Raw genomic sequence first — 23,170 nt, forward strand, 5'->3', positions numbered from 1 at the left:
CGTTCGGCCGCGGGCCGCCGGAGCGCGACCCGGCCGGGATGGGCTCAGCGTCGGGCGTCCGCGGACTCGGGGCTCCCGGCCTCCTCGACCGGAGCCTCCGCCGTGTCGGCGGCCTCCGTGTCGCCGGCCGCACTCGTGGCGCCCCGCTCCCCGTGGTCGAGCACGTGGAAGTACTCCTCGGGATCGGCGGTCTCCTCGAGCACCGCGTCCTCGGGGTTCCGGCGCCCGGGCAGGTAGACGGTGTTCTCGATGCCGACGTGCCTGCGGCGCTGCACGAGGATGATGACGATGCCCAGCAGGATCGCGAGCAGCGCGGTCAGCACGTTCGTGCGCATGCCCAGGAAGAGCAGGCTCGGGTCGACGCGGAGCGACTCGATCATGGCGCGGCCGATGCCGTACCAGATGAGGTACATGCCGAAGAACTCGCCCCATCGCGGCTTCACCCGGCGCTCGATCGCGAGCAGCACGAGGATGCCCAGCAGGTTCCAGAGGATCTCGTAGAGGAAGGTCGGGTGGAACAGCGTGCCCGCCGGCAGGCCGATCGGGAACGCGGCGTTGCCCGACTCGATCTCGAGGCCCCACGGCAGCGTGGTCGGTCCGCCGAACAGCTCGTGGTTGAACCAGTTGCCCACGCGGCCGAACGCCTGGGCCAGCAGCATGCCGGGCACGAGCGCGTCGGCGAAGGACCAGAACCGGATCCCGGTGATGCGCGACGCGATCAGCACGCCGATCGCACCGCCGATGAGCGCGCCGAAGATCGCGATGCCGCCCTTCCAGATGGCGAAGATGTCGAGCGGATTGGTTCCGGGCCCGAAGTAGTCGCCCCAGTGGGTGAGCACGTGGTACAGGCGCGCGCCGACGATGCCGAGCACCAGCGCCCACATCACGAAGTCGAACACCGCCCCGCGCTCGCCGCCCCGCTTGCCGATGCGGCGCGAGGTCCAGATCCAGGCGGCGATCACACCGGCGATGATGCACAGCGCGTAGAAATAGATCCGGAGCGGCCCGATCTGGAGGAACTGCATCTCGGGGCTCGGAATACTGAATGGCAGGATCATCCACTCCTCTTTCATGGGCTGTCTGCTCGGCTACGGCGTGCACCGCAGGTCTCGGCGCCTGTACGGCGAACGCATCAATCCTAGCGCGCCGCGGTGACGCCTGCGCCGCGTGCCGCGGCCACCCGCCGCGGCGCCGCGCATCGGGAGCCCGTGCGGGGGCGCCGCTGCACGGCCGCTCAGCGCTTCGTGCCCTCGGCGATCTCGCGCACGGTCTCGGCGAGCCTCGGCACTCCCCCGTCGCGCAGGGCGCGCACGAAGGCCGTGCCGACGATCGCGCCGTCGGCGTAGTCGAGCGCGGAGGCGACCTGCTCGGCTGTGGAGATGCCGATGCCGACGCACGCCGTCTCGGCGCCGTGGGCGCGCAGCCGCTCGGTGAGCCCCCTCGCCGCGGCGTCGAGTTCTGCACGCTCGCCCGTGATGCCCATGGTGGAGACCGTGTAGACGAAGCCCGTGGTGCTGCGGGCCACGAGTTCGAGCCGCTCCTCGCTGGAGGTGGGCGCCGCGAGGAACACGCGGTCGAGGCCGAAGCGGTCGCTCACCTCGATCCACTCGGCGGCGGAGTCGGGAGTGATGTCGGGGGTGATGAGCCCCGCACCGCCGGCGGCCGCGAGCTGCTCCGCGAAGCGCTCGACGCCGTACTGCAGCACCGGGTTCCAGTAGGTCATGACGAGGACGGGCACGTCGACGGCCTCGCGCACCCGGCGCACGGCCTCGAAGACCTGCGCGACCCGGAATCCGGCTCTGAGGGCCTGCTGGGTCGCCTCCTGGATCACGACGCCGTCCATCACGGGGTCGGAGTACGGCAGGCCGAGCTCGAGCACGTCGGCGCCGCTCCGCGCCATCGCGATCGCCGCCTCGACACTCGTGTCGAGGTCGGGGAACCCGACGGGCAGGTACCCGACCAGGGCGCCTCTGCGCTCGCGCTTCGCCGCGCGGACGGCGGCCTCCACCTGCGATTCCCGCACGCTCATCCCTCGATCCCCGAGTGCTCGTCGTCGAGCAGGCCGAAGTAGCGGCCCGCCGTCGCCATGTCCTTGTCGCCGCGACCCGAGAGGCTCACCAGGATCACCGCGTCCTCGCCCAGCTTCCTGCCCAGGCGCAGCGCTCCCGCGAGGGCGTGGGCCGACTCGATGGCGGGGATGATCCCCTCGGTGCGGCTGAGCAGCCGGAGCGCCTGCATCGCCTCGTCGTCGGTCACCGACTCGTAGGCGGCGCGTCCGATGTCGGCGAGCCACGCGTGCTCGGGCCCGACGCCCGGGTAGTCGAGGCCGGCGGAGATCGAGTACGACTCGACGGTCTGCCCGTCCTCGTTCTGCAGCACGTACGTGCGCGTGCCGTGCAGCACGCCGGGGCGGCCCTCGCCGATCGTCGCCCCGTGCTCGCCCGAGTCGATGCCGTGTCCGCCGGGCTCGAAGCCGTAGAGCGCGACCTCCGGGTCGTCGAGGAAGGCGTGGAAGATGCCGATCGCGTTGGATCCTCCGCCGACGCAGGCCGCGACGGCGTCGGGCAGGCGGCCGGTGAGCTCGAGCACCTGCGCCCGCGCCTCCTCGCCGATGACCTTGTGGAAGTCGCGCACCATCACCGGGAACGGGTGCGGTCCGTTCACCGTGCCGAGCAGGTAGTGGGTCGTCTCGACGTTCGCGACCCAGTCGCGGAACGCCTCGTTGATGGCGTCCTTCAGGGTGCGCGAACCCGTCTTCACCGGTACGACCTCGGCGCCGAGCAGCCGCATGCGCGCCACGTTCAGCGCCTGCCGCTCCGTGTCGACCTCGCCCATGTAGATCGTGCACTCCATGCCGAACAGCGCCGCCGCGGTCGCGGTCGCCACGCCGTGCTGGCCGGCGCCGGTCTCGGCGATGAGTCGGGTCTTGCCGAGGCGCTTGACCAGCAGGGCCTGGCCGAGGACGTTGTTGATCTTGTGCGAACCCGTGTGGTTCAGATCCTCGCGCTTGAGGATGATGCGGGCGCCCCCGCCGTGCTCGGCGAAGCGCGGCACCTCGGTGATGATCGAGGGCCGCCCCGTGTAGCTGCGGTGCAGTTCGGCGAGCTCCTCGGCGAAGCTCGGATCGGCCTGGGACTCCTCATAGGCGCGCTGCACCTCGTCGAGTGCCGCGATGAGCGACTCGGGCATGTAGCGCCCGCCGAAGTCGCCGAAGAACGGCCCGCTCTCCGCGCGGAGCGGCGGGGCCGGGGTGTCGTGGTCGGTCATGGGTGCGCCCCTACGGGTTCGGGATCCGGAAGCCTCGCCCCGGATCGGGATCGAACGACGGCCGAGGCCGGCGCTGCATGGACTCGGACGCCGCACTCGTTCGGCGTCGCATGGGCATCAGACGCTCAGGTACGAGGAGAGCGTCGCGATGGGGTCGTTGGTGACGAGCGCCTCGCCCACGAGCACGGCGTCGGCGCCGGCCGCGCGGTAGCGCTCGACGTCGCTGACGTCGAGGACGGCCGACTCCGCCACGCGGATGACCCCGGCGGGGATCTGGTCGGCGACGCGGCCGAAGAGGTCGCGGTCGAGCTCGAAGGTGGACAGGTCGCGCGCGTTGACCCCGATGAGCTGGGCTCCGAGATCCACCGAGCGGGCGACCTCGTCGGCGGAGTGCGCCTCCACGAGCGGGGTCATGCCGAGCTCGCGGATCAGGGTGTGCAGCCGCTGCAGCGTCTCCTGCGGCAGGGCCGCGACGATGAGCAGCACGAGGTCCGCGCCCGAGGCCCTGGCCTCGAGCACCTGGTACTCGTCGCCGATGAAGTCCTTGCGCAGGATCGGGATGCTCACGGCCTTGCGCACCGCCTCGAGATCCGCCAGCGACCCCTTGAACTTCCGCTCCTCGGTGAGCACGCTCACCACGCTCGCCCCGCCCGACTCGTACTGGGCGGCGAGGGCCTGCGGCTCGGGGATGTCGGCGAGGTCGCCCCGCGACGGGCTCGCGCGCTTCACCTCGGCGATCACCTTGATGTGGTCGGCGGGCGCCAGCGCCTCGAGCGCGTCGAGGGCGGCCGGTCGCGCCAGCGCCTCCGCCTCGAGCCGGGCGTACGGCTTCAGTTCTCGGCGGGCCCGCGCGTCCTCCAGCGAGCCGGCGAGCAGTTCCTGCAGCACGTCAGTCGTGGACCTTGGGGGCGAACTTCGGGCCGTTCACGCCGAAGCCGGCCTTCGAGAGGATCCAGCCCAGCAGCCAGCCCACGACGACGACGCCGGCGCAGACCCAGACCATCGTCGGCATGTGCAGGAAGAAGAAGACGGTGCCCGCCGCGATGCCGATCAGCATCACGACCACCGCCGTCCATGCAGCGGGCGAATCGCCGTGGCCGGGGTCTCCGTGCTGGGTACTCATGAATCTCCTCTTGAACGAACGCGGATACCTTCAGCCTAGCGGATTTCGCGAAGTGACGGAGGATCCCCGCCGGTACGTCAGCGGCCCGGATCGCCCCCGGTTTCGTCCCGTTCGCGACCGTCTCCCTCGGCATCGCGGATGTCGCGCGCATCGTCGGCGCGCGCACCGTCGGCGCGCGCACCGTCGGCATCGTCGTCCGCGCCCTCGCCCGCCGAGGTCGGGTCGCCGCCCTCGCTCAGGGCGTCCCAGTCGGAGATGCGGTCGGGGCCCGCCGCACGAGGCGCGCGGGCCGATCCCGCTTCGTACTTGCGGCCCGCGGCGGCCCAGCGCCCGCCGAGCACGAGCACGAGCACGCCGAGCAGCGCGGCCAGCACGCCGAGCGCCGCGTTCGCGGCCGCCCAGGGGCTCAGCTGGCTGGAGACGACGAGGCCGGCCTGCGCGCCCCCGGACAGGCCGGTGAGCTCGGTGATGCGCCCGGACGCGGCGTCGAGCGGCGAGGCCAGCACGCCGGCGGTGAGCGCCACGATGCCCGCGCCCAGCAGCGCGACGAGCCCCCCGAGCACGCGGCGGAAGACGGGTCCCGCGATCGTGAGGGCCACGGCGCAGGCGACCAGTGCGAGGGCGACCGGCACGAGGGCCGGGTTCAGCTCCTGGCCCCCGACGGCGACCTCGGTCTGCGCCGCTGCCGAGCTGTCGAGCGAGAAGGAGAGCCAGGTCTGGGTCGCCGCGAGCAGGGACAGCGCCCCCGAGAGGGCGATCCCGAGCAGCAGCAGCGGCTTAGCGCGCATCCGGGCTCCCGACCCCGCGCAGGGTGTTCGCGATCGCGACGGCGCGCAGCGGCGCCGCGGCCTTGCTGCGGCACTCCCGGTCCTCCGAGAGCGGCACCGAGTCGGCCACCACGCCCCCGCCCGCCTGCACCATCGCGACGCCGTCCCGGATGGTCGCGGTGCGGATCGCGATCGCGAGGTCCGCGGCCCCGCCGAGGCCGAAGTAGCCCACGACGCCGCCGTAGACGCCGCGCTGCACGGGCTCGAGCTCGTCGATGATCTGGAGGGCCCGGGGCTTCGGGGCGCCCGAGAGGGTGCCCGCGGGGAAGGTCGCGCGCAGCACGTCGATCGGGTTGCCGGCGTCGCGCACCTGCCCCTCGACCGTCGAGACGATGTGCATGATGTGGCTGAAGCGCTCGATCCGCATGAACTCGGTCACCTCCACCGACCCCGCCTCGCAGACCTTCAGCAGATCGTTGCGGGCGAGATCGACGAGCATGAGGTGCTCGGCGCGCTCCTTCTCGTCGGCGAGCAGCTCGCGCTCGTTCTGCTGGTCCTCGTCGACCGTCTCGCCGCGGGGGCGGGATCCCGCGATCGGGTGCGTCATGACGTGCCCCGTGTCCTGCACGGTGACGAGGGCCTCGGGACTCGAGCCGACGACGGCGAAGGGCCTCCCGTCGGCGTCCTCGAGGCTCAGGAGGTAGAGATAGGGGCTCGGGTTCAGGTGGCGCAGCACGCGGTAGACGTCGAGCGGGTCGGCCGTGCACTCCTGGTCGAACCGCTGCGAGGGCACCACCTGGAAGATGTCGCCGTCCACGATGTACCGCTTCGCCCGCTCGACCGACGCGAGGTACACCTCCTGCGGGGTGAGGCGGCGGGGCTCCGCGACGGCCTCGCGGTCGAGCTCGCCGAGCGGCGACGCGATCGGGGCCGCGAGCGCCGCCTGCAGCGCGTCGAGCCTGCGCTGCGCGTCGGCCCACTGCGCGGCGGCGGCCTGCTCGGCGCCGGCCGCGCCGTCCGACCCGGGATCCTCGAGGGCGCCGTCGTTCAGGACGTTGGCGAGCAGCACGACGCTGCCCTCCCGGTGATCGATCACCACGAGCTCGGAGACGAAGCTCAGCCCCTGGGAGGGCAGGCCCGGCCCGTCGACCGGGCCGTGCTCCAGCCGCTCGAACTGGCGCACCGTCTCCCAACCGAGATAGCCGACGAAGCCGCTCGCGAGCGGCGGCAGGCCCGGCGCCTGCGCCGACTTCCAGCGCTCGTAGACCGCGCGCAGCGCCTCCACCGGAGCGAGGCCGGAGACGCCTCCGGGCAGCAGCCGCTCCTCGGAGACGCCGGGACCCGCTGCTGCCTCCGTCCCGGGGCCCGTGCCCGACGCGCCTCCCGCGGGAGTCCACAGCGCGCGGCCGTCGCGTTCTCCGAGCACGCCGAAGCTGCCGGCGCCGACGAAGCTGAACCTCGTCCAGACGCCGCCCTGCTCCGCCGACTCCAGCAGGAAGGTCCCGGGGCGCGAGGCCGCCACCTTGCGGTAGATGCTCACCGGCGTATCCGCATCGGCGAACACCTCCCTGCAGACGGGGATCACGGCGTGGGAGGCGCGCGCGGCGTCGAACGCGGCGCGGGTCGTCGTCAGTGTCACCGTCTCAGCCTACAGCGCCGGGTGGGAGGCGGATCCCGTCAGGCGTCCTGCTCGGGATCCCCGACGGCGGCCGGCAGCTCGCGACCCGTGAAGCAGGTGCGCGTGCCCGTGTGGCAGGCGGCGCCGATCTGGACGACGCGGACGAGCAGCGTGTCGCCGTCGCAGTCCATCGCGACCCCGCGCACGTACTGGCGGTGTCCCGAGGTGTCGCCCTTGCGCCAGTACTCCTGCCGGGACCGCGACCAGAAGGTGACCCGCCCGGTGGTCAGGGTGCGCCGCACCGCCTCGCGGTCCATCCAGGCGAGCATCAGCACCTCGCCCGACTCGTCGTCCTGGACGATCGCCGGCAGCAGGCCCTCGTGGGCGAAGACGAGTGCGTCGAGAACGGCGTCGGAGCCGCTCGCGCCCGTGGCGTCGTTCATTCCGCTCCCGCCCCGCCGGCGAACCGGACCGGATGACCCGCGTCCGCGAGCGCCCGCTTGACCTGGCCGACCGTGAAGGTGCCGTCGTGGAACACCGACGCCGCGAGCACCGCGTCGGCTCCGGCCTCGACGGCCGGCGCGAAGTGCTCCAGCGCCCCCGCCCCGCCCGAGGCGATCACCGGGACCTGCGAGAGCGCCCGCACCTCGCGGGTGAGCTCGAGGTCGAAGCCCGCGAGCGTGCCGTCCGCGTCCATGGAGTTGACGAGCAGCTCGCCGGCGCCCCGGTCCACGGCTTCGCGGCACCACTCGAGCGCGTCGAGATCGGTCTCGCGCTTGCCCCCGTGCGTGGTCACGACGAAGCCGCTCGGCATGCGGTCGCTGCGCTTCACGTCGAGCGACAGCACGAGCACCTGGGAGCCGAAGCGGTCGGCGATCTCGCCGATCACCCCGGGCCGCGCGATGGCGCCGCTGTTGATGCCCACCTTGTCGGCGCCGACGCCGAGAAGCCTCGCCACGTCCTCGGCGCCCCGGACTCCCCCGCCGACGGTCAGGGGGATGAAGACCTGCTCCGCCGTCCGCTGCACGACGTCGTAGGTCGTCGAGCGGTCGTCGACCGTCGCCGTGACGTCGAGGAAGGTCAACTCGTCGGCCCCCTGCTCGGCGTAGCGGGCGGCGAGCTCGACGGGATCCCCCGCGTCTCGCAGGTTCAGGAAGTTGACGCCCTTCACGACGCGGCCGGCGGCGACGTCGAGGCACGGGATCACCCGCACGCTGATGGACACGGCGCCCCTCCCTACAGCCGCGCGGCGTGGATCGCCGTGACGAGGATCGCCCGGGCGCCCAGCTCGTACAGCCGGTCCATGATGTCGTTCGCCTCGTTCGCGGGCACCATGACCCGCACGGCCACCCAGGTCTCGTCCTTCAGGGGAGACACCGTCGGGGACTCGATCCCGCCCGCGACCGCCGTCGCGGCCTCCAGCTGCGCGACCGGCAGATCGTAGTCCATGATCACGTACTTGCGGGCGACGAGCACCCCGCGCAGGCGGCGCAGCAGCCGCTCGATGTCGGCGTGCTCGCTCGGGCCCCCGATGAGCACGGCCGTCGACTCGAGGATGACCGGCCCGAAGATGTCGAGGCCGGCGGCTCTCAGGGTGGCGCCCGTCGAGACGACGTCGGCCACGGCGTCGGCGACCCCCAGGCGCACCGCCGACTCGACCGCGCCGTCGAGCTTCACGAGCTCGGCCTCGACGCCGCGCGCGCGCAGGAAGTCGTCGACGAGCTTCGGGTAGCTCGTCGCGACGCGCTTGCCGGCGAGCTGCGAGATGTCCGTGATCGTGTCGGCCGGAGCGGCGAAGCGGAACGTGGAGTCGCCGAAGTCGAGCTCCGCGATCTCGCGTGCGCGCGAGCCGGAGTCGAGCAGCAGGTCGCGGCCCGTGATGCCGACGTCGAGGGCGCCCGAGCCGACATAGGTCGCGATGTCGCGCGGGCGGAGGTAGAAGAACTCGACGCCGTTGCGGGCGTCCGTGTGCACGAGCTGGCGACCGTCGCGCCGACCGGAGTAGCCGGCCTCGGCGAGCATCTGCGCCGCGACCTCTGAGAGCGAGCCCTTGTTGGGCACCGCGATGCGAAGCATGGTGGGTGGAGTCCTTCCGTGTGGCGCCGACGCGATGTCGGCCGAGATGAGGGGATCCGGCGCCGTGAGGCACGTCGCCGTGTGCAGCGGTCGCACCGGGCGGCGCGGCGACGGGGCGTCGGCCGGCCCGGCGCTACAGATGGGAGTAGACGTCCTCCAGTGTCAGGCCCTTGGCGAGCATCAGCACCTGCAGGTGGTAGAGCAGCTGGCTGATCTCCTCGGCGCAGGCCGCGTCCGACTCGTACTCGGCGGCCATCCACACCTCGGCGGCCTCCTCGACGACCTTCTTGCCGATCGAGTGGACGCCGGCGTCCAGGCGCGCGACGGTGTCGCTGCCCTCGGGGCGGGATGCGGCCTTCTCGCTGAGCTCGGCGAACAGCGCTTCGAACGATTTCACCCGTCTAGCGTATCCTGTCTCGTCCGAGGGGCGTGCACGGTCGTCGCCGCACGGCGGACCGGTTCCCGGGTTCGGGTCAGTGCCGGTGCCGGGCGGCCGCCGCTCGCAGCTCGGCGATCCGGTCCTCGGGCACGCCGCCGTACACCGCCGACCCGGCGACGAACGTGTCGGCCCCCGCCTCCGCCGCGATCCCGATCGTGTCGACCGAGATGCCGCCGTCCACCTGCAGCCACACGTCGAGGCCGTCCGCAGCCTTCGCCTCGGCGAAGCGGCGCAGCTTCGGCATCATGTCGTGCATGAACGACTGGCCGCCGAACCCCGGCTCGACCGTCATGACGAGCACCTGATCGAACTCCGGCAGCAGCTCGAGGTAGGGCTCCGGTTCCGTGCCGGGCTTGAGCGCGATGCCCGCACGGGCGCCGATCTCGCGCAGACGGCGGGCGAGCGCCACCGGGTCCTCGGTCGCCTCCGCGTGGAAGGTGACGGAGGAGGCCCCGAGCTCGGCGTAGCCGGGAGCCCAGCGGTCCGCGTCGGAGATCATGAGGTGCACGTCGAGCGGGATCGGTGACACCGCCTGGATGCGCTCGACGACCGGCGGACCCATGGTGAGGTTCGGCACGAAGTGGTTGTCCATGACGTCGACGTGCACGAGATCGGCGGTGGCGATGCGTTCCAGTTCGGCCTGCAGATTGACGAAGTCGGCGGACAGGATGCTCGGATTGATGCGCTGCTCGGTCACGGCATCAGCATAGCGGGGCGTCAGCGGTGAGCGGCGCTAGTCTGTTGCACATGGAGAGCATGCCCGGCACCGTCGATCCGGCAGACGGTGCGGACGATGCCGACGGCGCGCCTGGCACGGACGGTGCAGCCGATGCGGCCGGTGCGGTAGCGGCGGGTCCGGCGTCGCCGGCGGTACCCGCGTCGCCGGATCGGGACGGGTTCTCCCTCGGGCTTCCGAGCAGCGCACCTCCGCGGGGGCTGAGCCCCTCGCCGGGGCTGCAGCCCTCGCCGGGGCTCCCGAAGCCGGCGGACCTCGGCTTCCCCGCAGGCGGGTTCGGCCGGGAGGCCGGGGCCGCACCGAAGCCTCCCGCGGCACCGGCGCTGCCGGAGATGCCCGCACTGCCCGAGACGCCGGCACTGCCCGAGGCGCTCCCGCTGCCCGAGACCCCGGCGCCTGCCGCGGCGGGATCCCCGAGCGGGGCCGTCAGCGCAGCACCGACCGCAGCACCGACGCCGGCACGGGTCCGCCGTGCCGGCGTCGGTGCCGGGGTCGGTCGGGCGGCCGGCGAGGCGGGGCGACGGTCCCTGATCAGGGGGCTGGCGGTGGCGGGCGGGTTCGTCGTCCTCGGGATCCTGGCCCTGTCAGGAGCGGTCGGCTCGCTGTTCGGCGGCGGTGGCGGCGGGGCCGCCGGCCCCGAGGAGACCGTCGAGGCGTATCTGACGGCGCTCTCCGAGGGCGACGCGGGCGCCGCGCTCGCGGGCATCGAGGCGGAGGCCCGCGGTCCGCTGCTCACCGACGAGGCGCTGGCGGAGTCCGCGAGACTGGCGCCCCTCGAATCCGTCGAGGTTCGGGAGGGCGCGGACGGCGACGGCCCCACGCGCACCGTCTCCGCGAGCTTCGCCCTCGGCGACCGGCGGGTGTTCCGCGACTTCACGGTGCGGGAGCACGAGGAGGGCTGGCGCGTGGTGGACGGCCTCGTCGAGGTGCCCCTCGACGCGCTCGCCCCGTACGCGCCCTCCCTCAACGGGATCCCGGTGGGCGGCGACACCGCGCTCCTCTTCCCGGGCGGGTACGAGCTCGCCCTGGGCGTCGAGGAATTCGCCGTTCCCGAGGGCGAGGGCCTCATCGTCGCGGGCGACATCCTCGAGGTGCCGGACGCGCAGTGGATCTCCCCCGTCCTCACTCCCGAAGGGGAGGAGCGCTTCCGGGAGATGGTGCGCGAGTCGCTCGAGTCGTGCCTCGCCGAGACCTCCATCACGACGGAGTGCGGCATGAACGTCGACGAGACCGTGGACGACGGATATCGCGTGATCGACGGAGCGGTGCAGCGCAGCCTCACCGAGACCGGCGAAGCGGCGCTCGACGCCCTGGCGCCCGTCGCGGACTCCGGGGAGCCGGGCTCCGTCACCGCCTACGACTACCTCGACATCGAGATCCGGCTGGAGGTCGAACGCGACGGCGAGCGACGCACCGGCACCCTCATGGCTCCGGAGGGCGTGCTGACTCCCGTCGTGGACTTCACGGCGAGCGATCCCCGGGTGACCTGGGAGTAGCGGACCCGGCGGCGCCTCCACCGCCCTCGCCGGCGCCGCCGTCCTCGCTCTCCCGCGCCGGTCTCGAGGGGGCGCTCGTCGCGTAGCTGCGCGACATCACCCGGTAGGAGCGGGTCAGGGAGGCGCCCACCGCGAGCAGGATCGACACGACGCCGGCCCACAGGAAGATCAGCGCGATGCCGCGCGCCTCGCCCTGCCCGAGCAGCCAGCCCCAGCGCTGCTCGCCGGCGGACGAGTCCATGTAGGGCACCACCCAGAACTCCGCGACCGGCGCGATGAGGAACGAGGTGATGGGCGCCGTCGCCGCCTCGAAGGTCATCGCGAATCCGAAGACCCGCCCCTGCTTCTCGAAGGGGACGACGCGCTGGATCACCGTCTGCTCCGCGGCCTCGATCGCGGGCATCAGGATCATGAACAGCCAGATGCCGACCACGAAGATCCAGCCCCACTCGCGCACGGTGAACAGCGCTCCGATGACCCCGGTCGCCGCGACGAGGAAGAGCATGGTCCGGATGGGATTGCGGCCGAGGCCCCACTTGGCGACGACCGCGCCGCCGATGACGAAGCCCGTCGAGGCCACGCCGAACACGATGCCCCAGATCTCGACGGGGAACAGGGTCAGGCCGTAGGGGTCGAGCAGCGCCATGAACACCCCGCCCGTGAGATTGTTGAACGTCGTGAAGACGATGAGCGCGAGCAGCCCGGGCACCGCGAGGACCGCGAGGAAGCCGCCGCGGAAGTCGACCGCCCGTCGTTCGGGATCGCTCACCGCCTCGGGCTCGGAGACGCGGATCGCGTGGAGGTGGACCAGCGGCAGCGCCGTGCACACCGTGGCGATCACGATCGTCGGCCCCATGCCGAGCTGACCGACCGAGAGCCCGCTGAACACGCTCGTCGCGATGAACGCGAGGCCCTGCACGGTTCCGACGAGGCCGTTGGCGTTGGCGTGCCGCTCGGGCTCGACGAGCAGCGTGACCGTCGTGGAGAGCGCCAGGTTGCGCAGCAGCTCGACGACGCAGCCCACGAGCAGTATCACGGCGAACGCCCAGAACCACGGACCCGAGATCTGCAGCAGCGTGTCGGGCGTCAGCAGGAAGTACATGGCGCACGCGATCGCGAAGGCGATGAGCGAGATCCAGGCCGACAGCCGCATGACGCTCAGCTTGCGGAATCGGTCGACCAGACTGCCGAAGTACATCGAGCACAGCGCGATGATGAGCATGTAGGCGCCGCCCAGGATGCCGGTGGCGAGGATGCTCCTGGTCTCGAGGTAGACCCAGAACACCAGCGCGAACCACAGGAAGTTCGTGGTCAGGTTCGCGATCGCCGTGTTCGCGAGCAGGTGCAGGAAGGTGCGCATGGGTTCAGGGTAGACCCGGGCACCGGCATCGCGGCAGCCCCGCGACGCCGCATCTCAGGCGGGCCGCTCGACCAGCGCGATGAACATCGCGTCGGTGCCGTGCCGGTGGGGCCACAGCTGGGCGCTCGGCGCGTCGCCCGCGAGGTCGAGTCCGCCGGCGACGCCCCGCGCGATCCCGCCCACGACCGCGCGCGCGTCCAGCTCGCGGAGATGCGGATGCCGCCGCAGCGCACCCTCGAGCACCACGCGCGTCTCGGCGAGGTGGGGCGAGCACGTCACGTAGGCGAGCACGCCGCCCGGGGCCAGGTGATCCATCGCGGCGTCCAGCAGCTGCCCCTGCAGCGCCGTCAGTCCGGGCAGGTCCGCCGGGGCCTTCCGCCACCTGGCCTCGGGCCGACGGCGCAGCGCGCCGAGCCCCGAGCACGGCGCATCCACCAGGATCCGGTCGAAGAGCTCCGGCCCTCGCCCGTCGCCGTAGGCCTCGGGATCCCGCCCGTCGTGCGAGACGACCTCGACGGCGTCCGCCACCGCCGCGGTCGAACGCCGCACCAGTTCCGCTCGGTGCTCCGAGACCTCGTTGGCGCGGACGCTCGCGCCCCCGAGGCGCGCCTCGGCCCCCAGCACCGCGGTCTTGCCGCCGGGGCCCGCGCAGAGATCGAGCCAGCGCTCTCCCGCGCGCACGGGGCGGAGGCGCGCCAGCGCGAGCGCCGCGAGCTGGGACCCCTGATCCTGCACCCGCGCGTACCCGTCGGGGACGTCGAGCGACCGCACGGCGCGGGCGGGATCGCCGCCATCGAGCTCCAGGCCGATCGGCGACGGGCCCGTCGCGACGAGGCCGGCCTCACCGCCGAGGGCCTCCGCGGTGTCGAGGTCGATGCCGCTGCCGGGAAGGAGCGCGAGGCTGACCCGGGGCGGCTCGTTGTCCGCGGCGAGCAGGCGCTCGAGCTCGTCGGCGCGCCCCTCCGCGCGCAGAGCATCGCGCAGGGCGCGGAGCACCCAGGTCGGATGCGACGTGCGCTCCGCAAGCGACGCGTCCGCCGTGGGCGCCGCGGCGTCGATCCGCTCGTCCCACTGCTCGTCCGTCGTCCGGCCGACGGTGCGCAGCACGCCGTTCACGAAGCCGGCGCCCGCAGGGTTCGCCACGAGGCGCTGCAGCTCGACGCTCTCGTTGACCGCCGCGTGGGAGGCCGTCCGCATCGCGAGCAGTTGGTGGGCGCCGAGGCGGAGCACGTTGAGCGTGCGGGCGTCGATGGCGGAGGCGGGGCGCTTCGCCGCGAGCGCGATGATGCGGTCGTAGCGACCCCGACCGCGCAGCGACCCCGAGACGAGCTCCGTCGCCAGGGCGGCGTCGCGACCGTCGAGACCCGCCTCGCGGATCCGCGCGGGCAGCGCGAGGTTGGCGTAGGCGTCGCGATCGGCGACGTCGCGCAGCACATCGTAGGCGACGACCCTCGCGGGCGAGACGCGGGGCCGCCGCCGGCCGCCCCCGTTCGCGCTCACGAGAGCACCGCCGCGCCGCCGCGGCCGCGCAGCCAGGCTGCGCCGTCCATCGCGGGCTTGCCGGCCGGCTGCACACGCGCCAGTTCGAGGGCGCCGTCGGCGAGGTGCAGGATCGCGCTGCCGCCCTCGAGGGTCACAGTTCCCCGCTCCGGCTCCGCGGCAGCCGGCTGGTCGACGCCGGCTCCGGCGCCGACGGTCGTCACCCGCAGCTCGTGCAGCTTGAGGGGGGCGCCCTCGTGCATCGCGAACGCCCCCGGCTCGGGCGTGACGCCGGCCCAGTGCGCGAGCACCCGGTCCGCCGGAGCGGACAGGTCGATGCGGCCGTCCTCGCGCGTCAGCTTGTGCGCGTAACTCGCCTCCCCCGCCTGCGGGTCGCCCGAATCGGGATCTGCGGCGATCGCAGCGACCGCCGCGAGCAGCGCGCCGGTGCCGAAGTCCGCGAGCTCGGCGAGGGCCTCACCGGCGCTGGTGCCGGGGCCGAACTCGCGCTCGTCGCGGGTGAGCACATCGCCGGCGTCGAGCGCCTCGACCAGGCGGAACACGGTCACGCCGAGGCGCCGCTCCCCCGCCATGAGCGCCCGCTGCACGGGCGCGGCACCCCGCCAGCGGGGCAGCTCGGAGAAGTGCAGGTTGATCCAGCCGTGCTCGGGCAGGCTCAGCAGCGGCTCCCGCACGAGACCGCCGTAGGCGACGATCACGCCGAGCTCCGCCCCGAGCTCCGACGCCCATGCAGCGGCGTCGTCGCCCAACCGGTTGGCCTTGAGCGTCGGGATCCCGAGATCCGCCGCGAGCCGGGCCACGGGAGACGGCGTGAGCACGCGCTTGCGCCCGAGCGGGGCGTCCTCCCGCGTGATCACGCCGGCCACGTCGTGACCCGCGTCGACGAGGGACCGCAGGCTGGGCACGGCGAACTCGGGGGTGCCGGCAAAAACTATCCGCATCCCCCCATTCTCTCAGCTCCGGGCCGCGGCCGGCGCCGGACCGGGACGGCGCGACGGAGATCGGCGCGCGGTCGGCGCCGTCGACTACGAGTCGAACACCCCGCGGTCGTCGAAGCGCAGCCGCAGCGCCTCCGGCCTCGCGCGGCCGGGCTGCTTGCCGCGGGTGCGCGACGAGGATCCCGCGGCGTCGGCGACGAGGGCGCCTCGGAGGCGTCGTGCGACCTCGGCTCCGTGGCCGTAATCGAAGCGCACGATGGCCCGCACGAGACCGGGGGGCGTGCCCGCGCGTCCGCCGGGCGGCAGCGGCGCCGGACCGAGGTGATCGACGCCGGGGAGGCCGTCGAGGGTCGCGAGCGCCCGCTCCACCTCGACGGGCCCGCCGGTGACGCTCGCCACGCGCACGGACGGCGGATACCGCAGCGCGTGGCGATCCCGCAGCTCGCTCCGCAGCCACTCGTCGGCGCGGCCCGTCGCGAACGCCCGCACCACCGGCCCGCCCCCGGAGGCGATCACGCAGACGCCGTCGGGAGCCGCGAGGGCCGCGGCGTTCTCCCACCAGCGCAGGCAGTCCTCGCCGGCGCGCAGCGTCTCGATCCCGAGCAGCCGCTCGACGTCGAGCAGCACGACCGTCCGGTACCCGCCGGCCGCGAGCGGCTCGGCGCCCCGGGTCGCGACCACGAGGGCGGGGCGGGCGTCGACGCGCTCACGAGGGTGCTCGCCGTCGCTGAGCAGCACCCGCGTCCCGGCGAACTGGCGCTCGAACTGCTCGGCCGTGCGCTCCGATCCCGTGCCCCGCTGCTCCAGATGACGGCCGCCGCAGGTGGGGCACCGCCAATCGGTCGCGAACTCGCCGCACCACCGGCAGGCCCCGCGCGCAGCGGTGCGGAACCCGATCGGGCCCGCGCAGGCGCCGCACCGCGCGAGGTCGCCGCACTCGCCGCAGACGGCCACGGGGGCGTAGCCGGGCGTCGCGACCTGCACCAGCACCGGTCCGTGCCGCAGGCCCTCGCGGATCGCGCGGGCGGCGAACTCGGGCACTCGACCCGCGAATGCGTCGGGCACGACCGACGCGTCGGCGTGCAGCACTCGCGTGCGCCGGGGCGGATTGACCTGCGCCTTGACGTAGCCGAGCATCACGAGGCGCTCGACCTCGGCGCTCCGGGAGTGCGCGGAGAAGAGGAGCCCGGCGCCCGACTGCTCGGCGCGCACGAGCGCCGCATCCCGCGCGTGGACGTAGGGCGTGAGCGGTTCGGCCAGCACGGGGTCACCGTCGTCCCACATCAGGATCGCGCCGAGCCGGTGCGCCGGCGCGTAGACGGCCGAGCGGTTGCCGAGCACGATGCGCGGCACCGGGTCGAGCGCGCGGAGGAAGCCCGCGTAGCGCTCGGCGTTCGACTGGCGCGAGTCGACACGGACGATGCCCGCGTGGCCGCGGGCGGCGAGGGCGTCGCGCACCTGATCGAGGTCGCGGTAGTCGGGAACCACGACGATGGCGCTGCGCCCGCCCGCGTGCACGGCGAGTGCGGCCCGCGCGAGCTGCTCGGCCCAGGAGCCGACCCACTCCCCCGTCTCGAGGCGGATCGGGCCGTGGGAGGCGGTGAGGGCGAGACGCTCCCCCTCGGCCAGCAGCTCGGCGAGCCGGGCCTCCTCCTGCGCAGGCGCGTAGGGACGGTCGTGGGCCCCGGGGTCGTCGGCGGTGCCCGCCGCGTGCTGCTTCTCGATTCTGACCTGCCGGGTGGGGATCGCGAGTCGGAGGATGTCGCCCGCGGAGCCCCCCGCACGGTCGGCGACGGCCCGCGCGAGCCGCCAGACCTCCGGCGTGAGCTGGGGCACCGGTGTCACGATGTCGGCGACGGGGGCGAGCTCTCCCCCGAAATCGCTGTGCTCGGCGAACCCGATGACGTAGCCGAAGCTCTTCCGGTCGCGCGAGCGGAACGGTACGCGCACGCGCTGCCCGACGCGCAGCTCGCCGGCGAGCTCGCCGGGCACGGCGTAGTCGAAGAGGTGGTCGAGCTGCGGCAGCGCGGAGTCGAGCAGCACCCGGGCGACCGGGCGCCCGTTCGCCGCCTCCGCCTCGCCCATCGTCGTTCCCGAAAGCCGGGGCGCTAGGCGCCCGCGGCGGCGCGCAGCTCGGCGACGCGCGGCGTCGCCTCCCAGGTGAACTCCGGGAGCTCGCGGCCGAAGTGACCGTAGGCGCTCGTCTTCCCGTAGATCGGGCGGAGGAGCTGCAGGTCGCGGATGATCGCGAGCGGCCGCAGGTCGAAGACCTCGCGCACCGCGGCCTCGATGCGCTCGCGCGGCACCGTCTCGGTGCCGAAGGTCTCGACGTAGAGGCCCACCGGGTGGGCGCGACCGATCGCGTAGGCCACCTGGAGCTCGGCGCGCGTCGCGAGGCCCGCGCGCACGACGTGCTTGGCGACCCAGCGCATGGCGTAGGCGGCCGAGCGGTCCACCTTCGAGGGGTCCTTGCCGCTGAACGCGCCGCCTCCGTGCCGCGATGCGCCCCCGTAGGTGTCGATGATGATCTTGCGGCCGGTCAGCCCCGCGTCGCCCATCGGCCCCCCGATGACGAACGGTCCGGCCGGGTTGATGAAGAGCTCGGCGCCCTCGCTCGACAGCGCCACCCGGTCGAGGACGGGGCGCACCACCTCGCGCTCCACGGCCTCGCGCAGCGCCGGCTGCGAGATGTCGGCGCTGTGCTGCGTCGAGACGACGACCGCCTCGATCGTGGCGGCCCGCTCGCCGTCGTAGCCGATGGTCACCTGCGTCTTGCCGTCGGGGCGCAGCTCGGGCAGCAGGCCCGACTTGCGCACCTCGGTGAGGCGCTCGGCGAGCCGATGCGCGATCCAGCTCGGCAGCGGGTGCAGCTCGGGGGTCTCGTCGGTGGCGAAGCCGAACATGATGCCCTGATCGCCCGCGCCCTGGCGGCTGAGGCTGTCGTCGAGATCGCCGCTGCGCTGCTCGAGCGAGACGTCGACGCCGCTCGCGATGTCGGGCGACTGCTGCCCGATCGACACCGACACGCCGCACGAGGAGGCATCGAATCCCATCTCCGAGCTCGTGTAGCCGATCTCGCGGATCGTCTGGCGCACGAGCTGCGGGATCTCGACGTAGCCCGACGTCGAGACCTCTCCGGCGACGTGGACGAGGCCCGTCGTCACGAGCGTCTCGACCGCAACGCGCGCGCCCGGATCCTGCTCGAGCATCGCGTCGAGGATCGAGTCGGAGATGCGATCGCAGATCTTGTCGGGGTGCCCCTCGGTCACGGACTCGGAGGTGAACTGACGCAGAGACACGGTGCTGCTCCTCGGGATTGCTCGGATGGGGTCGGTGATGGGGGCGCGGGGCGTCCGTCGGGGCCGTGGCCGCCGGCTGCAGACGAAGACGGCGCCGGACATGCGCGCAGGCTATCCGACGCCGCCGACACAGCCGCGAGGGCTGCGGAAGATGACGTGAAGCGCGCGCCGCGTGCGGCGCGCCTCCGGGCGGCGCGCTACTCGGCGCGCCGCTTCATCGTGAGCTTGCCCTCGACGATCTCGTGCAGCGCGATCGACAGCGGCTTGTCGTCGACCGACGAGTCGACCAGCGGGCCGACGTTGTCGAACAGGTTGCCGTCGTGCAGATCCGTGTAGTAGTCGTTGATCTGACGAGCCCGCTGCGCGGCGAAGGTCACGAGAGCGTACTTCGAATCCACCTTCTCGAGCAGGTCGTCGATGGGCGGGTCGATGATGCCGTTGACATTGGCCATGAAAACACTCCTCCGGTTGACCGTCCCATCCTAGCCCAGGTTCAGGATCCTCGCTGAGAGGGGCCGGACCGCGCGCCGCTACCCGAGCAGGGCGCGCACGACGACGTGGCCGCGGTCGCTCGAGAGCCGGGTCCAGGTGAGCGATCGGGCGAGCCGCACCGGGGCCGAGTCGAGGAAGCCGAGCGCCTCGGCGGCGAAGGCCGCCGCGGCCGGCACGCCGGGCGCGATCTCGCTCCCCCAGACCGAGGAGCGGACCCGGTGCACCACGGCCTCGCCGGGATCGGCAGGCAGCAGGTCCGAGACCCGGGCGATCCCCTCCTCGGCCACCCGTCTCAGCGAAGCCGCGTCGAGGGATCCCTCGGCCCGCCACCCCGAGACCGGCGGCAGCACCCCGGCCCACGCCGCCATCGCCGGCATGTCGGGCACGTCGAGCTCGGTTCCCGCGATCCCGAGCCGCGCGATGCGGTCGAGCAGCGCCCGTCCCGTCACGGTCGCGTCGGCCGGGGCGGAGGGCTCCTCGGACAGAGAGTAGGCCCGCATCGCCAGCACCACCGGCACGGCGTCCGTGATGCCCCTCGGGGCCTGCGTGCACCCGTACACCGCGAGCGTGCGGCCCCGCGTGACCATGCGCACCTCGGGCTGACCGACCCGCTGGAGCCGTTCGAGGAACGTGCGCAGATCGTCGCGGGACGCCGGATCGGCGAGAGACAGCGTTTCGTTCATCCCCTCCAGCCTAGCTAGGCTGGGACCAGCCCGCTCCGCAGCCGGGCCCGCATGAGGGAGGACACATGACCGCCACACCGGATCTCGTCGACATGCTCTCCGTCGTCGACGCCGGCGCCCGCACGAGCGACGACATCCTCACCGGCCGCGGCCTCGCCTCCCCCACGGGGCGCGCGTTCGGCGGGCAGGTGCTCGGCCAGTCGATCGCGGCCGCCGGCACCACGCTTCCGCCGGGCCGCGAGATCCACTCCATGCACGGCTACTTCCTCCGCCCCGGCGACGGCGAGAAGCGCATGACCTTCGAGGTGGCGCGGCTGCACGACGGCCGCTCCTTCTCGACCCGCCGCACCCAGGCCTATCAGGGCGGTGAGGTGCTGATGTCGATGATCGCCTCGTTCCAGGACCCTGACGAGGGCCTCGACCACCAGGTCGACATCGACCTCTCGGCGGTGCCGTCGCCCGAGAACCTGCCGAGCGTCTGGGAGACGTACGGGCACCTGGCGGGGAGCGGACGGGCCTCCTGGGTGCTCAACCGCCCGTTCGACTTCCGGCACGTCGAGTCGGACATCATCCTCGACGTGGCCGAGCGCAGCGACCGGCAGCGGGTGTGGATGCGCACCCGCGACTCCATGCCCGACGGGCGCACGCTGCACTGCGCCGCGCTCGCGTTCGCGAGCGACTACCTGCTGCTCGAACCGGTGCTGCGCCGGCACGGCATCCCGTGGGCCACGCCCGGCATGCGCGGCGCGAGCCTCGACCACGCGATGTGGTTCCACCGCCCGTTCCGCGTCGACGAGTGGCTGCTCTACGAGCTCGAGTCGCCAACGGCTCAGGGCGGCCGCGGGCTCGCCACCGGGCGCTTCTACGACCGCGGCGGGGCGCTCGTCGCGAGCGTCGCCCAGGAGAGCATGATCCGGATCCCCGGCCGCGAGTAGCTGGCGGTCGCGGCCGCCCGCGGTCGCGAGACGCGAGCGGGAGACGCGGTCGCGAGATGCCACGGGGATCAGCCGCGGCGCATCGGCACCGGCTCGTCGGTCCAGGGCTCGATCGAGGCACGCGCGCCGGGGGTGAGCTTCGTGGGGCGCAGGGTGAGCCCGTCCACCGTCACGATGGTCGTGATCGCTCGGGCGACGACGCGACGGTCACCCGCCGCCCCGTCGACCACCTCGTAGTGCAGCTCGAGGCTCGAGCCGCCGAGCTTGCCGACCCACATCTCGATCGTGATCGGCCGCTCACTGTACTCGAGCACCCCGAGGAACTCGATCCGCTGGCTCGCGACCAGCATCTTGAGCCCCTCCGGGCCCTCTCCGCGGAAGTACCCCTCCATGCCGGTGCGCTCTCTGGCGGCGCCCGTCTGGAAGACTCGCACGCGCGTCTCCTCCAGATACCGCGCGTAGGCCACGTTGTTGATGTGGCCATACGCGTCCTGGTCGCCCCAGCGCAGTTCCATGTCGACGCGCGCTCGTGCCATTCGCTTCCCTCCCGGTCGATCCTGAGCGGGTTCGCCGCGGCAGCGTCACCCCGCCCCGTCCCGCATCCTCACCACCGCCGAGAGGCGGGTTCTCGCCCTGGATCCCGTGATCCGGAGCGAGAACCCGCCTCTCGGCGTACCGTCACCCGCGGGTCAGCTTGCGATAGGTGACGCGAGAGGGCTTCGCGGCGTCGGGGCCGAGACGCTCGATCTTGTTCTGCTCGTACGCCTCGAAGTTGCCCTCGAACCAGTACCAGCTCGCCGGGTTCTCCTCGGTGCCCTCGTAGGCGAGGATGTGCGTGGCGATGCGGTCGAGGAACCACCGGTCGTGCGTGATGACCACGGCGCAGCCGGGGAACTCGAGCAGCGCGTTCTCGAGGCTCGTCAGGGTCTCGACGTCGAGGTCGTTGGTCGGCTCGTCGAGCAGCAGCAGGTTGCCGCCCTGCTTGAGCGTGAGCGCGAGGTTCAGGCGGTTGCGCTCGCCTCCGGAGAGCACGCCGGCGGGCTTCTGCTGATCCGGGCCCTTGAAGCCGAAGGTCGACACGTAGGCGCGCGAAGGGATCTCGGTCTTGCCGACCTGGATGTAGTCGAGCCCGTCGGAGACGACCTCCCAGACGGTCTTCTTCGGGTCGATGCCACCGCGGGTCTGATCGACGTAGCTCAACTCGACGGTCTCGCCGATCTTCAGCTCGCCGCCGTCGAGGGGCTCGATGCCGACGATGGTCTTGAACAGCGTCGTCTTGCCGACGCCGTTCGGGCCGATGATGCCGACGATGCCGTTGCGGGGCAGCGAGAACGACAGGCCGTCGATGAGGGTGCGGCCGTCGAAGCCCTTCTGCAGGTCCTTGGCCTCCAGCACGAGGTTGCCGAGACGGGGGCCGGCCGGGATCTGGATCTCCTCGAAGTCGAGCTTCCGCGTGCGCTCGGCCTCCGCGGCCATCTCCTCGTAGCGCGCGAGGCGGGCCTTGGACTTCGCCTGGCGCCCCTTCGAGTTGGAGCGCACCCACTCGAGCTCCTCCTTGAGGCGCTTCTGCAGCTTCGCGTCCTTCTTGCCCTGCACCTCGAGGCGCGCGGCCTTCTGCTCCAGGTAGGTGGAGTAGTTGCCCTCGTAGGGGTAGAGGCGGCCGCGGTCGACCTCGCAGATCCAGGTGGCGACGTGGTCGAGGAAGTAGCGGTCGTGGGTGACGGCCATGACGGCGCCCGGGTACTTCGCGAGGTGCTGCTCGAGCCACAGCACGCTCTCGGCGTCGAGGTGGTTGGTGGGCTCGTCGAGCAGCAGCAGGTCGGGCTTCTCGAGCAGCAGCTTGCAGAGTGCGACGCGGCGCTTCTCGCCGCCCGAGAGGTTCTTCACGACCGCGTCGGCCGGCGGGCAGCGCAGTGCGTCCATGGCCTGCTCGAGCTGGTTGTCGAGATCCCAGCCGTCGACCGCGTCGATGGCCTCCTGCAGCTCCCCCATCTCGGGCAGCAGCTTGTCGTAGTCGGCGTCGGGGTCGGCCATCTCGGCGGAGATCTCGTTGAAGCGGTCGAGCTTGCCCTTGATCTCGGCGACACCCTGCTGCACGTTCTCGAGCACGGTGGCGTCTTCGTCGAGCTCGGGCTCCTGCATGAGGATGCCCACCGAGTAGCCGGGCGTGAGGATCGCCTCGCCGTTCGACGGGGTGTCGAGGCCGGCCATGATCTTCAGGATCGTGGACTTGCCGGCGCCGTTGGGGCCGACGACGCCGATCTTCGCGCCGGGCAGGAACGCCATCGTCACGTCGTCGAGGATCACCTTGTCGCCGTGCGCCTTGCGCGCGCGAACCATCTGATAAATGTACTCAGCCATAATCTCTTCACTTCGGCGCCCGGCGCCGGGAACTCCCTGCTGTCAGAGGATGAACGGTAACCGCCCTCTACCCTACCCGC

At 72.8% G+C, this 23,170-nt stretch carries 23 protein-coding genes; 2 read left to right on the top strand and 21 right to left on the bottom strand.

Annotated elements, in window-relative coordinates; genetic code table 11:
• Nucleotides 1-44: 44 nt before the first annotated feature.
• The 12 genes from lgt to rpe form a co-directional block, all read right to left on the bottom strand.
• Nucleotides 45-1,058, bottom strand: a complete 1,014-nt coding sequence (lgt, locus tag JD276_RS09000; protein ID WP_200115383.1) for a prolipoprotein diacylglyceryl transferase — start codon at nt 1,056-1,058, stop codon at nt 45-47.
• A 176-nt stretch (nt 1,059-1,234) separates the two neighbouring features.
• Entirely contained in the window at nt 1,235-2,029 is a 795-nt protein-coding gene (gene trpA, locus JD276_RS09005; protein WP_200115305.1) for a tryptophan synthase subunit alpha, read from the bottom strand.
• A complete protein-coding gene (trpB, locus tag JD276_RS09010) occupies nt 2,026-3,267 on the bottom strand; it encodes a tryptophan synthase subunit beta (RefSeq protein WP_200115306.1) in 1,242 nt (413 codons plus the stop codon). Before trpB ends, trpA begins: the two co-directional genes overlap by 4 nt.
• Nucleotides 3,268-3,384: 117 nt before the next feature.
• Nucleotides 3,385-4,155: an indole-3-glycerol phosphate synthase TrpC gene (gene trpC, locus JD276_RS09015; RefSeq protein WP_200115307.1), complete on the bottom strand. Its 771-nt coding sequence runs from the start codon at nt 4,153-4,155 to the stop codon at nt 3,385-3,387.
• A 1-nt stretch (nt 4,156) separates the two neighbouring features.
• Entirely contained in the window at nt 4,157-4,390 is a 234-nt protein-coding gene (locus JD276_RS09020) for an HGxxPAAW family protein (RefSeq protein WP_200115308.1), read from the bottom strand.
• A gap of 77 nt (nt 4,391-4,467) precedes the next feature.
• A complete protein-coding gene (locus JD276_RS09025) occupies nt 4,468-5,178 on the bottom strand; it encodes a Trp biosynthesis-associated membrane protein (RefSeq protein ID WP_200115309.1) in 711 nt (236 codons plus the stop codon).
• Nucleotides 5,168-6,796: an anthranilate synthase component I gene (locus JD276_RS09030; protein WP_200115310.1), complete on the bottom strand. Its 1,629-nt coding sequence runs from the start codon at nt 6,794-6,796 to the stop codon at nt 5,168-5,170. Before JD276_RS09030 ends, JD276_RS09025 begins: the two co-directional genes overlap by 11 nt.
• A gap of 38 nt (nt 6,797-6,834) precedes the next feature.
• Entirely contained in the window at nt 6,835-7,218 is a 384-nt protein-coding gene (gene hisI / locus JD276_RS09035) for a phosphoribosyl-AMP cyclohydrolase (RefSeq protein ID WP_200115311.1), read from the bottom strand.
• Nucleotides 7,215-8,000, bottom strand: a complete 786-nt coding sequence (hisF, locus tag JD276_RS09040; RefSeq protein WP_200115312.1) for an imidazole glycerol phosphate synthase subunit HisF — start codon at nt 7,998-8,000, stop codon at nt 7,215-7,217. The genes hisI and hisF overlap by 4 nt, the downstream gene beginning before the upstream one ends.
• Before the next feature lie 11 nt (nt 8,001-8,011).
• Nucleotides 8,012-8,851, bottom strand: coding sequence for an ATP phosphoribosyltransferase (hisG, locus tag JD276_RS09045; protein WP_200115313.1), 840 nt, complete (start codon nt 8,849-8,851; stop codon nt 8,012-8,014).
• A gap of 133 nt (nt 8,852-8,984) precedes the next feature.
• Nucleotides 8,985-9,248 carry a phosphoribosyl-ATP diphosphatase gene (locus JD276_RS09050; RefSeq protein ID WP_200115314.1) on the bottom strand — a complete coding sequence of 88 codons (264 nt, stop codon included), beginning with the start codon at nt 9,246-9,248 and terminating at the stop codon, nt 8,985-8,987.
• Between the two features lie 76 nt (nt 9,249-9,324).
• On the bottom strand, nt 9,325-9,987 hold the full coding sequence (gene rpe / locus JD276_RS09055; RefSeq protein WP_200115315.1) for a ribulose-phosphate 3-epimerase: 663 nt from the start codon (nt 9,985-9,987) through the stop codon (nt 9,325-9,327).
• 50 nt (nt 9,988-10,037) lie between these two features.
• Here rpe and JD276_RS09060 point away from each other — a divergent pair, with 50 nt between their 5' ends.
• Entirely contained in the window at nt 10,038-11,522 is a 1,485-nt protein-coding gene (locus JD276_RS09060; RefSeq protein WP_200115316.1) for a hypothetical protein, read from the top strand.
• Here JD276_RS09060 and JD276_RS09065 read toward each other — a convergent pair.
• The 7 genes from JD276_RS09065 to JD276_RS09095 all read right to left on the bottom strand — a co-directional run bounded on the left by JD276_RS09065 (nt 11,488) and on the right by JD276_RS09095 (nt 19,794).
• Nucleotides 11,488-12,882 (bottom strand): MFS transporter, encoded by a 1,395-nt coding sequence (locus tag JD276_RS09065; RefSeq protein ID WP_200115317.1) that lies wholly within the window; start codon nt 12,880-12,882, stop codon nt 11,488-11,490. The genes JD276_RS09060 and JD276_RS09065 overlap by 35 nt on opposite strands.
• Before the next feature lie 54 nt (nt 12,883-12,936).
• Nucleotides 12,937-14,382, bottom strand: a complete 1,446-nt coding sequence (locus JD276_RS09070) for an RsmB/NOP family class I SAM-dependent RNA methyltransferase (protein WP_200115318.1) — start codon at nt 14,380-14,382, stop codon at nt 12,937-12,939.
• Nucleotides 14,379-15,323, bottom strand: coding sequence for a methionyl-tRNA formyltransferase (locus JD276_RS09075; protein ID WP_200115319.1), 945 nt, complete (start codon nt 15,321-15,323; stop codon nt 14,379-14,381). The genes JD276_RS09070 and JD276_RS09075 overlap by 4 nt, the downstream gene beginning before the upstream one ends.
• Before the next feature lie 84 nt (nt 15,324-15,407).
• Nucleotides 15,408-17,405: a primosomal protein N' family DNA-binding protein gene (locus tag JD276_RS09080; RefSeq protein WP_200115320.1), complete on the bottom strand. Its 1,998-nt coding sequence runs from the start codon at nt 17,403-17,405 to the stop codon at nt 15,408-15,410.
• Between the two features lie 23 nt (nt 17,406-17,428).
• Nucleotides 17,429-18,619 carry a methionine adenosyltransferase gene (gene metK / locus JD276_RS09085; RefSeq protein WP_200115321.1) on the bottom strand — a complete coding sequence of 397 codons (1,191 nt, stop codon included), beginning with the start codon at nt 18,617-18,619 and terminating at the stop codon, nt 17,429-17,431.
• 197 nt (nt 18,620-18,816) lie between these two features.
• A complete protein-coding gene (gene rpoZ, locus JD276_RS09090) occupies nt 18,817-19,071 on the bottom strand; it encodes a DNA-directed RNA polymerase subunit omega (protein ID WP_200115322.1) in 255 nt (84 codons plus the stop codon).
• Between the two features lie 78 nt (nt 19,072-19,149).
• On the bottom strand, nt 19,150-19,794 hold the full coding sequence (locus tag JD276_RS09095) for a DUF8185 domain-containing protein (protein ID WP_200115323.1): 645 nt from the start codon (nt 19,792-19,794) through the stop codon (nt 19,150-19,152).
• A gap of 65 nt (nt 19,795-19,859) precedes the next feature.
• Between JD276_RS09095 and JD276_RS09100 the strand changes: the two genes are divergently transcribed.
• On the top strand, nt 19,860-20,729 hold the full coding sequence (locus JD276_RS09100; protein WP_200115324.1) for an acyl-CoA thioesterase: 870 nt from the start codon (nt 19,860-19,862) through the stop codon (nt 20,727-20,729).
• A 68-nt stretch (nt 20,730-20,797) separates the two neighbouring features.
• On the opposite strand, the gene JD276_RS09105 is transcribed toward JD276_RS09100, so the two are convergent.
• Complete coding sequence (locus tag JD276_RS09105; protein ID WP_200115325.1) at nt 20,798-21,265, bottom strand: acyl-CoA thioesterase; 468 nt, start codon at nt 21,263-21,265, stop codon at nt 20,798-20,800.
• A 142-nt stretch (nt 21,266-21,407) separates the two neighbouring features.
• Nucleotides 21,408-23,090 carry an energy-dependent translational throttle protein EttA gene (gene ettA, locus JD276_RS09110; RefSeq protein ID WP_200115326.1) on the bottom strand — a complete coding sequence of 561 codons (1,683 nt, stop codon included), beginning with the start codon at nt 23,088-23,090 and terminating at the stop codon, nt 21,408-21,410.
• Nucleotides 23,091-23,170: the final 80 nt, after the last annotated feature.

Source organism: Leucobacter chromiisoli (assembly GCF_016522505.1).
GTDB classification, from domain to species: Bacteria; Actinomycetota; Actinomycetes; order Actinomycetales; family Microbacteriaceae; genus Leucobacter; species Leucobacter chromiisoli.